Source organism: Pseudomonas sp. 3HC3, from assembly GCF_044904505.1.
Lineage (GTDB): Bacteria > Pseudomonadota > Gammaproteobacteria > Pseudomonadales > Pseudomonadaceae > Aquipseudomonas > Aquipseudomonas putida_Y.
Map to the genome: position 1 here is coordinate 1 of NZ_JADDRH010000039.1, position 10,618 is coordinate 10,618.

The following is a 10,618-nucleotide window of genomic DNA, read 5'->3' on the forward strand; positions in this document are numbered from 1 at the left end:
CGGCTTCAACGGTAATGGTCTGGCCGTTCGACAGGGTCACGGTTACCGGAGTCTGGGCAGGGTTGCTCAGGGTCACGGTGTAGGTGATCACGCCGCCTTCGGTGACCGACGGGCTCGCCGTCAAGGTCGCGGTGGTGGTGTCGACCGAGTCGTTGATCGTCGTCTGAGCCGGGGTCGGGTTCGGGGTCAATTGCTCGAAGTTACCGCCCGTGGCGTTCTCGATGGTGACGCTAACGGTCGAACCGTTGTTGTAGACGTCATTCGCCGGGGTCTGGAAATCAACGCTGCCCTGGGTTTTGCCGGCTTCAACGGTAATGGTCTGGCCGTTCGACAGGGTCACGGTCACCGGAGTCTGGGCAGGGTTGCTCAGGGTCACGGTGTAGGTGATTACGCCACCCTCGGTCACGCTTGGCGAGGCGGTCAGGGTCGCAGTTGTGGTGTCGATTGTATCGGTCACTTGGGTAACCGCTGGCGTTTGCGGCAATGTCACCGTCAGACCGCCACCACCGGTACTGCCTGTCACGGTCGCCGAAATCTGGCTCCCGTCGATGTAGGGAGTGTCATTTGCCGGAACTACGACGTTGACGCTTCCACTGGTCTGCCCGGCCGGAATGACGATCACGGCACCGTTGGACAGAGTAATTACCAGGTTGGTGGTCGGAGCCTGACCAACGGTGGCGGTATAAACGATTACGCCACCCGCTTCACTGATAGAAGGGGTTGCGCCAAGAATCAGATCAGTAGCGACGTTGGTATCCGTCGTGGGTGTGGTCACCAGGTTGTTGCCGTTAGTATCCAGCAGGCCCACTTCTTCGTTGTCGAGTACACCCGCAAAGCCCAGCCCATCAGTCGGGAAGCCAACCGTCGGGTCAACTCGGCCAGCCGTTTCTTCGAGCATCACAAAACTGTGGCCACCACCCAGCGCACCACCACCCGCTGATGACGGGCCAGCGGCGGTAGCTTCAAGCTCAGTAGTCGGGTCCACACCAGCAGCAATAGCCTGTTGCAGTTCTTCCACCGAAGGCGCGGCCTGGGCTGCAGCCTGGCTCAGGTCGGTACTGCTGTCAGGCGTGTCGGCGCTCCATTGGCTGTCACGGCCCAGATCGAGCATACGACCATCAGCCAGCTCCAGAGTTACTGCGCCACCAGGACCGGTGAGCACTTCCTCACCGGTCAATAGACGGTCACCTTCGATAAGTACACGCCGGATGCCCTCTGGGGATACCGCAATAACCTGGCCGACAATGCTTTTGACGATGGCTACAACGCTGCTCATTGGACTCTCCGTGTGACCCGATGGGTACTTCCCTGCCAGAGCGGCGCTTGGTAGCCACTTCAGGCGGAACTATGTCGATGATCTCTTGACGTTTTTGACGTCAATATTCCGTCTATAACTTTTTGGAATTGCTTAACTGCCAAACTATTGACCTTATACAGGCCATCCTAAACAATCGGCAATGTAATGTCACATTGATATTTGTACCTTAGCCAAGCGTTTCCTGAGGACAAATGCCTTACATCATCTAAAGCGTGTTAAACCGTCAGCCCCGGCACTTTTTTCATACACCTTGGCAGCCGCAAATCATGCCGTCTTCCCTAGGCGATGTCAGCGTTACGGGCGTCAACATTAGGTCACTGTCAATTGCCGGACACTGATTTTCGAATAAGCACAAACCTTGCCGGAATACGGCCAGGCAGAGGTCGATAACCAGCCAAAGTCGGAGTGTGTGCTCGCTCGAGGCACACCAGGTTTTCAACTCTGCGCCAGCCACGAGCAACGATTTGTCGCAAATCAAAGACATGACGTACGCGTGCGCAAATACTGGCATCCCGATCATGGGAAAGCGCTTGCGAATATTGAATGCTAGAAGGCGATGGATCTGCTTTCTATAGATAAATATTGACTAACAGGCCACAGACATGCGCCAACAAACCAGCGCCTGTTTACTGACAAGGACTAAGCTGGAACCCAAGGCCTGTGCATCCCTTGGTTGGGTGGCAGGCTATGCTGCAACAAGCGGATGATGGCTGGATCAAAAATGAAACAATCATTGCGCCACTACGTCTGGTGCAAATGAAGCACGTAGAATTGTTTACTCAACACCGATTCAAGGCGACCATTGGCAAGTTGCTTAAGCATCGGGGCGCGAAGCCCCTTATCAGCACAGCTTTACAGCACCAAAGAGAGCCAGGGTGCGCCGGCCTGACCTTAACGACGGCGCACCCCCTACCCACCACAAGGATGAAGAGAGCGCCGCGTGGAATCCGAAGTCAGTCGAGTCCAACTCAGCCACGATCCACGCAGTCAGCATGACGATCCCCTGCTGGATAGTCTGTTGAGCCTGTGTGTCCTGCACCAGAAGCCCGCCAGCCGGGTCATGCTGACAACAGGCCTACCGTTACCCGCCCAGCGCCTGAGCCCTGAACTGCTGCCTCGCGCCGCGGCCCGGGCCGGGCTGCAGGGGCGCGTTCTTCAGCGAAAGCTGGAGCAGATCCCGAGTATCGCCATGCCGGCCATGCTTTTGCTGAAGGAGGGCCGCAGCGCCGTCCTGCTCGGCTGGGAGAACGAAGACACCGCGCGCCTGCTACTCAGCGAAAGCGACGGTGGCGAGGTGCACGTCAGCCGCGAAGCACTGTTAAGCGACTACAGCGGCCGAGTGTTCTTCGCGCAGCCTCAGCACAAGTTCGATGTCAACCACGGCAACCTCATCCCACGCGCGAAGTCGTGGTTCCGCGACACCCTGCTGCGCAGCAAGTGGTTGTATATCGACGCCATCGCCGCGAGCTTGGTGATCAACCTGATCGCCCTGGCCGCGCCACTGTTCGTGATGAATGTGTATGACCGGGTGGTGCCAAACCAGGCCACCTCGACGCTTTGGGTACTGGCCATCGGTATCGCCGGCGCGTACATCTTCGACCTGATCCTGAAAGGCCTGCGTGGCCTGTGCCTGGACCTGGCCGGCAAGAAGACCGATCTGATCATCTCGGCAACGCTGTTTGAACGTATCGTCGGCATGTCGATGAAGTACCGGCCGGCGCGGGTCGGCAGCTTTGCCCAGAACATTCACGAGTTCCAGGGCCTGCGCGACTTCCTCGCCTCGCTGACCCTGACCAGTCTGATCGACCTGCCCTTTACCATCCTGATTTTGATCGTCATCGCCATCATTGGCGGGCACCTGGTGTGGATACCGGTCATCGCCTTCCCGCTGGCTCTGAGCATCGGCTACGCCCTGCAGCGGCCACTGATGGCGACCATGGAGCGGACCATGGCTTTGGCATCAGAGCGCCAGTCCAGCCTGATCGAAACCCTGGCGGGTCTGGATGCGGTGAAGGTCAACAACGCCGAAAGCGAACGCCAGTACATGTGGGAGCAAACCCTAGGCACCCTGAGCAGGCTGGAACTGCGCGTAAAAGTGCTGTCGAGCCTGGCGATGAACATCACCCTACTGATTCAGCAACTGGCAGGCGTGGCAATGATCTGCGTCGGCGTGTACCTGATCATCGACGGCAACCTGAGCATGGGCGGCCTGGTGGCTTGCTACATGCTCAGCGGCCGCGCCCTCGGCCCGTTGGGCCAGCTCAACGGCCTGCTCGCCCGCTACCAGCAAGCCAAGGTGACCATGGTCTCCACCGACCACATGATGGATCTGCCGCAAGAGCGCAACTTCGAAGAACGCCCGCTGAGCCGCAAGGTGCTACAGGGCAGCGTCGAGTTCCGCGGGGTCGACTTCACTTATCCGAACCAGCAGAACCTGGCCCTGAAGAATATCAACCTGACCATCCGCCCCGGCGAGAAGGTCGGCATCATCGGCCGCAGCGGCTCGGGAAAGAGCTCGCTGGCCAAGCTCATCGTCGGCCTCTACGAGGCCGATGGCGGCTCGCTGCTGGTCGATGGCGTAGACATTCGCCAGATCGATGTCAGCGAACTGCGCCACAACATTGGCTACGTCCCACAGGACATCCAACTGCTCGCCGGCACCTTGCGTGACAACCTGGTCAGCGGCGCCCGCTACATCGAGGACGAACTGATCCTGCAGGCCGCAGAACTGGCGGGCGTACATGAATTCGCCCGACTGCACCCCGACGGCTACGAGCTGCAGGTGGGTGAACGCGGGCAGAACCTGTCCGGCGGCCAGCGGCAGAACGTCGCCTTGGGCCGTGCGCTGCTGCTCAACCCGCAGATCCTGCTGCTGGACGAGCCGACCAGCGCCATGGACAACACCGGTGAAGAACGCCTCAAGCAGCGCCTGCAAGCGGTGGTGGAGGGCAAGACGGTACTGCTGGTCACGCACCGTGCCTCGTTGCTGTCGCTGGTAGACCGGCTGATCGTGATCGATCGCGGGCAGATTGTCGCCGACGGCCCGAAAGCCGCGGTCATGGATGCACTGAAGAAGGGGCAGATCAGTGTTGCATAAGCTGGATATTGGGCAGTTCAAGGACGGCCTGCGGCGCTATTTCAAAGGCAGCGACTCGCTTGGCGGCCAGCCGCTGCCCGAGGTAAACAAAGCCCTGATCGAAGATGCGCCGCGGGTGGTTCGGCTGACCATCTGGGGTGTGATCCTGTTCTTCGTGTTCTTGATCGTATGGGCCAGCGTTGCGCCCATCGACGAAGTTACCCGGGGTGAAGGCAAGGCCATTCCGTCTTCCAAGGTGCAGAAAATCCAGAACCTGGAGGGCGGAATCGTTGCTGAAATCTTCGCCAAGGAGGGGCAGATAGTCGAAGTGGGCCAGCCATTGCTGCGCCTGGATGAAACCCGCTTCGCCTCAAACGTAGGTGAAACCGAGGCTGACCGCCTGGCCATGGCCCTGCGGGTCGAACGTTTGAGTGCCGAGGTCCAGGACATCCCGCTGGTAATCGACGAAAAGCTGCGTAAAGCCGCGCCAAACCAGGCGGCCAATGAAGAGTCGCTGTACCAGAGCCGGCGCCAGCAACTGCAGGACGAAATTGGCGGCCTGCAAGAGCAGTTGGTCCAACGCCAGCAGGAACTGCGCGAATACAGTTCCAAGCGCACCCAGTACGCCAACAGCCTTGCGCTGCTGCGCAAGGAAATCAGTATGTCCGAACCGCTGGTGGCAACCGGCGCGATTTCCCAGGTTGAAGTGCTGCGCCTGCGCCGTGCTGAAGTGGAAAACCGCGGTCAGCTGGATTCCACTGCGCTGGCGATCCCGCGCGCAGAGGCGGCCATCCGCGAGGTGCAAAGCAAGATTGAAGAGACTCGTGGCAAGTTCCGAAGTGAAGCGCTGACCCAGCTGAACGAGGCACGCACCGAACTGAACAAGGCTACCGCCACCAGCAAGGCGCTGGACGACCGGGTGCACCGCACATTGGTCACTTCGCCCGTGCGCGGTATCGTCAAGCAACTGCTTGTGAACACCATTGGCGGGGTAATCCAGCCAGGCAGCGATATCATCGAAGTCGTGCCGCTGGACGACACGCTGGTCATCGAGGCTAAGATCCTGCCCAAAGACATCGCCTTCCTGCACCCTGGCCAGGAAGCTACGGTCAAGTTCACCGCGTATGACTACACCATCTACGGTGGGCTCAAGGCCAAGCTGGAGCAGATTGGCGCCGACACCATTACCGATGAAGACAAGAAGACTACGTATTACCTGATCAAGCTGCGGACTGATCGCAGCCACCTGGGGACTGACGAGAAGCCACTGCTGATCATCCCGGGGATGGTGGCGACGGTGGATATCATGACAGGCAAGAAGACCATCATGAGCTACCTGCTCAAGCCGATCATGAAGGCGCGCTCGGAAGCGCTGCGCGAGCGGTGATAGCCGGCCTGCTGGTTTCACCATTGCTGCAGGAGCGGCCTTGTGTCGCGACGGGGCTGCACAAGCGGCCCCGTGCATCGCTACGTGAATCCTGGGGCCGCTCTGCGGCCCTTTTCCGGCTCTAGATTGCTCCTACGGCGGAGCGCGAAAAGCCGTTCAGTGCCAAGGCGCAGGCTCACCCACCAGTTGCCCCTGAATCCCGCCTACTCCCATCTCCTGCAACACCAACCGCTCCCCTTCCGTCTCGACTCGCTCGGCAATCAGCGGAAGGTCGATGCTGTGCGCCGCTCGCTGGATCGCTTCGATGAACAGCCGCTTGTGCTGCTCATGATCGATGTTGCGGATGTAACTGCCATCAATCTTTAGGTACGCCAAGCCCAGGTGCGCAAGGTTGCCAATCATGCTGAAGCGCCCACCAAAGCGTTGCAACGCCAACCCGAAGCCAAGCCCATGCAGGCGCCGGGTAAGTTGCTCCAATGCTACCTGCTCAGGCAACTGCTCCTCGCCAATTTCAAAAACCAGTCGCGGGCCGAGCGCGGCGTTCTGGCCGAGCAGCTCGAAAACGCGCTGAAGGGCCTTGGGGTCGGCCAGGGTGGCGGCGGACAGGTTCAACGCCAGTATCTGGTCATGCCCTCGCAGGTGCGCCAACACTTTCTCCAGCACCAGCACATCAAGCCGCGGCATCCAACCGAAGCGCTCCAGCCAAGGCAAGAAGCGGCCCGCCGGCAAAGCCTCGCCCTGGCCATCCCGCAAACGCGAAATAACTTTGTGGTGCAGTACCCGTTGCGTGGAAGCGCAATCCATCACGGGCTGGAAGAACAGCTCGAAATGCCCATTGATGAACGCCTGATCGAGCCGCTCGTGCCAGGCATGCTGGCTGTCAGCAGCAACCGCGGCAACACCTTGCTCAAGGCATACCCAACCCGGCGTTGGCTGGTTCTCAGCGCGGGCCAGAGCCTCGTCGGCGAGCTTCAGCAACGCCTGCGGTGAATCACCAGGGCTGAATGGCGCCAGGCCTATGCATGCCACCGGGTCGATATCACTGGCACCCGTTTCGTGTAGGCTCTGCAACGTTGCCTCCAGAGCCTGGGCAAGCTGAACTGCCTCTTCATGCACCATGCCCGGTGCCAGCACTGCAAACTCGCCGCCCCGGCTGCGGGAAATGAGGTCGTTGGTTTCCGGGTAGCTGGCACAAGTACGGCGCAACTGTTCACCTACCGCTTGCAACAACTGGTCGGTACGCTGGCCGCCAAGGCGGGCGTTCAGGCCAGCCAGGCCCTGAACCCGCAGCAACAGCAGGTAGCCGGCGCGCGCGTCTTCCAGGTTGCTTACCCGATTGTTCAGCTGCATTTCGAAATAGCGGCGGTTCGACAGCCCGGTCAGGCTGTCCTGGTAGGACTCCGCACGCAGCCGCTCACTGCGCTCGGCCTGCTCGGTGAACAGGGCTTTGAGCTTCTCGACCATCTGGTTCATCGCTTGCACCACGCGGCGTAGCTCCGGCGTGCGTGGCAACTCTGGGAGGCTGAGGAACTCGCGGCGGGCAATGGCATGGGATTGCTCGACCATGTAGTCCAGCGGCTTCAACTGACGGCGCAATAACAAGGCACCGAGCACGGCACTGGCCGCACCGCACAACAGCAACCAACCGAGGCTGCCCAAGGCACTTTGCCAAAGCTTGGCAATGGCGAACATCGGGTGGCTGATCACTTCAACGCGCGCGGCCTGTTGCCAGCCACGGCTGACGATTGCATCGCCGCCGGCAGCCTCTAGGCCGATCAGGCGCACGAACCAAAGCGGGACACCGCCAGGGTCTGGCTCGGCGTGACGCTCCACCAGCACGGCATTGGAGCCCAGGTCGACAACCTTGATGCTTGCATAGTAACCACTGTCGAAGATCGAGCTGACCATCAACTCGACCATCGCTGGGTCGTCGATATTCGGCGTCAGCGAAAGCGCCAGCGCAGTGGCCGCATCCTGGGCGTGCGAGCGCAGCTGGTTGACGTACTGGCTGCGCGAGCTTTCCAGGCTGACCATGAAACTGCCACTGAAGGCGACCACCAGGAACAGGCAAATGGCCAACAGCAATTGTTTGAACAGTGACATCTGTGCTCCTTCAGTAAACCGGCTCGGCCGGGAACCCTTCGGCCTGCATTTTCTTCAACAAATCCTGCCAGCGTGACAACCGCTTGGTATCACCAACCTTCTTGTTCCCTGCGGCGCCCGTCAGCCACAACCCCTCGCCATTGAAGGCGTACACCGGCAGCAGGTCAGTACGCTGGCTTGCCGGCTTGATGGCATCCATCAGGCTATCAAGCACCAAAGGCTGGGCCTGTGGGCTTGAATAATAGGTCAGGACCATATGTGCACGGTTCTGCCGCAGCGCCTTGACGTAGGTGATTCGCAGTTTTTCGCTGGGGATTCCCATGCGCCGAAGGCTGAAATATTTGGCGATAGCGTAATCCTCGCAGTCCCCTGCACCTTTGATCAGTGCCTGCACAGGTGTGGCCCAGTAGTCGACCTCATGCCACAGATCGATATCCTCGACATAACGCAATTGCTGGTTGAAGAAGCGGTTGATTACTTGCAACCGTTCGAGCTCAGTACCCTGCTTCTGCGTGGCCATCAAGTTCTGCCAGGCATCGATGCGGCCTTGCCCGGCACCTAGTGGGCCGTACAGGGCCTGCGACTTGCGGCTGATCTGGGAGAAATCCCAATCCGCGTGCAAGCCGCCCAGCAGAAGACTGCCCAGCAGCGCGGCAAAGCCGACATGTCGCACAACGGTTTTGAGCAACCAGGATATCGCCACTGCGAAGCCCTGTTCAGACCAGTCGAAAGCAGCGATGGTGGGGCTTGCCACAGCAAAAGACAATGGCAACCTGCAATCACGCACCCGGCTGTCAGCCCGCCTATACTTTCTACTTATATCTTTCTATAGGCAGCTTTCTTTGACGTGCGACTTCCTCCACCATAACCGCGCTTTTGGGGCGCCCGTACCAGTGTGGGTGCAAGTTTGACACCCTCACAAGCTGTTACTAGCGTTATTGGATCCAATACAGTCATCGTAAAGGCAGGCGTCGCGTGGCCAAGAAAATCAAACTGAGTGATGTGCTGGCCAGCGAGCAACTGTTGCCGCATCAGGCCCGTGGCGTGATCGAAGAACGCCTGCGCAGCGCCATTCTCGATGGTCGCTTGCCCCCTGGTACTGCGATTCGCCAGCAAGAGCTCGCCACCTTGTACGGCGTCAGCCGCATGCCCGTGCGCGAAGCCCTGCGCCAGCTCGAAGCGCAATCCCTGTTGAAAGTGGAGATGCACAAGGGTGCCGTAGTTGCGCCGCTGATCGGTGAGGATGCAGTGGACACTTATGCCCTTCGCGTATTGCTAGAGAGCGAGGCACTGCGCCAGTCTATCCCGCTGCTTGATGCCAGCGACATCGCCAGCGCCCGCGGGTTTATCCAGCAATTGGAGAACGAGACCAGCCACGCTGAAATTGGCCGCCTCAACCGCCTGTTCCACATGGCGCTGTACAACAAGGCGCCGAACAAGAAACTACTGCGCCTTATCGAGAACGAACTGAACGAGGAAGAACGCTTCCTGCGTTTCCATCTTTCGTCCATGGGACTGGGCAAGCTGACTCAGGACGATCACAACGCACTGGTAGATGCGGCCAGCGACAAGCTGGTGGACGAGGCGGTAGCGGTGCTGGAACAGCACCTCAATGGCGGGGCACGGGTGATCCGCAATTACCTGGATACGCAATTGGGGCGTTAGCCTGATACCAACCTGACACGCGAATTGATGGATTGCAAATTAGTACTGCCTGCAAAAAATGAGACTACATATCATTCATGCGCACTGATGCCTGCATCCCTCCCCCCTTGCACAGCAACGACTCCTTGCAAACGCTCTGAAGTGACCGCCATGGCTGGTTGCATACTCGGCTCGGCAACGCAGCCGAAACGGCAGACTTGGCCCAGGACACCTTCGTGAGCTTGCTAAAACGCCTGAACAATTGCAGCTGAATGCACCCAGTGCCTTTTTGCATGTAGCGCGCGGGCTGGTATTACCCTGTCGCGTGTGCCTCAGCTGGCCGATGGCAGCAAGTATTCCAAGTTGTTGCCGAACCTGCTGTCGGCCGACCTGGGCAACAAGAATAATTCGCCTACTCAGGCGCCGAAACAGATGCTCTCGATGTGGGCCGACTGCAGCTAGGGGCCCTGGATGATCTGCGGCTGGGCGGTGGAGTCGAGATGTGGGGTACAGCGGAAAACAGCATGAAGGCGTCTTCCTACACCCTGCTGGACGCCTCGATCGGCTATGACCAAGGCAAGGTCGTCCTGTGAAATGAGGATGTGCGCTTGAACGCCAATAACCTTACCAATGAACGCTACATTACCTCATGTGCCAGCCTGAACTACTGCTACATGGGTGAAGAGTGCAATGTGAGCGCCACGGCCAGTTATCAGTTTTAACCGGTATTCAAACCCATAAAGGACAAAGCCCCTGTCTGCATCGCAGACAGGGGCTTTGGGTTTGAATCTTGACGATGACCTACTCTCACATGGGGAAACCCCACACTACCATCGGCGATGCATCGTTTCACTGCTGAGTTCGGGATGGGATCAGGTGGTTCCAATGCTCTATGGTCGTCAAGAAATTCTGTGTGCTGGCTCGTCCTTCGGACGCGCCTGCGAATATCTGTAGTTCCTACTTAAAGACAAAACCCCTACCTGCATGTGCAGATAGGGGTTTTGCGAAATGAATCTTGACGATGACCTACTCTCACATGGGGAAACCCCACACTACCATCGGCGATGCATCGTTTCACTACTGAGTTCGG

At 59.1% G+C, this 10,618-nt stretch carries 6 protein-coding genes, 1 rRNA gene and 2 pseudogenes; 5 read left to right on the forward strand and 4 right to left on the reverse strand.

All coding sequences use genetic code 11. The features are described 5' to 3' along the window. The coding region (locus tag INQ47_RS25485; RefSeq protein WP_404702884.1) for a retention module-containing protein at window positions 1–1,276 on the reverse strand (1,276 nt) is incomplete at its 3' end. Between the two features lie 982 nt (window positions 1,277–2,258). On the opposite strand from INQ47_RS25485, the gene INQ47_RS25490 reads away from it, so the two are divergent. Then, window positions 2,259–4,415 (forward strand): type I secretion system permease/ATPase, encoded by a 2,157-nt coding sequence (locus tag INQ47_RS25490; RefSeq protein ID WP_252459394.1) that lies wholly within the window; start codon window positions 2,259–2,261, stop codon window positions 4,413–4,415. Next, window positions 4,405–5,781, forward strand: a complete 1,377-nt coding sequence (locus tag INQ47_RS25495; RefSeq protein WP_021785125.1) for an HlyD family type I secretion periplasmic adaptor subunit — start codon at window positions 4,405–4,407, stop codon at window positions 5,779–5,781. The genes INQ47_RS25490 and INQ47_RS25495 overlap by 11 nt, the downstream gene beginning before the upstream one ends. Before the next feature lie 156 nt (window positions 5,782–5,937). On the opposite strand, the gene lapD is transcribed toward INQ47_RS25495, so the two are convergent. Together lapD and lapG are read right to left on the reverse strand one after the other, a co-directional pair. Continuing rightward, the gene (lapD, locus tag INQ47_RS25500; RefSeq protein WP_404702885.1) at window positions 5,938–7,884 is read right to left on the reverse strand and encodes a cyclic di-GMP receptor LapD; all 1,947 of its coding nucleotides are present in this window, start codon (window positions 7,882–7,884) and stop codon (window positions 5,938–5,940) included. A gap of 10 nt (window positions 7,885–7,894) precedes the next feature. Next, a complete protein-coding gene (gene lapG / locus INQ47_RS25505; protein ID WP_252459396.1) occupies window positions 7,895–8,656 on the reverse strand; it encodes a cysteine protease LapG in 762 nt (253 codons plus the stop codon). Window positions 8,657–8,859: 203 nt separating this feature from the next. On the opposite strand from lapG, the gene INQ47_RS25510 reads away from it, so the two are divergent. From INQ47_RS25510 to INQ47_RS25520, 3 genes and pseudogenes are all read left to right on the forward strand, one after another. Then, window positions 8,860–9,549, forward strand: coding sequence for a GntR family transcriptional regulator (locus INQ47_RS25510; protein ID WP_252459397.1), 690 nt, complete (start codon window positions 8,860–8,862; stop codon window positions 9,547–9,549). A 158-nt stretch (window positions 9,550–9,707) separates the two neighbouring features. Further along, a pseudogene (locus INQ47_RS25515) lies at window positions 9,708–9,844 on the forward strand (sigma factor); the annotation flags it as partial. Window positions 9,845–9,879: 35 nt separating this feature from the next. Further along, a pseudogene (locus INQ47_RS25520) lies at window positions 9,880–10,250 on the forward strand (TonB-dependent siderophore receptor); the annotation flags it as partial. Between the two features lie 66 nt (window positions 10,251–10,316). On the opposite strand, the gene rrf reads toward INQ47_RS25520, so the two are convergent. Continuing rightward, a 5S ribosomal RNA gene (gene rrf, locus INQ47_RS25525) occupies window positions 10,317–10,432 on the reverse strand. Window positions 10,433–10,618 lie beyond the last annotated feature (186 nt).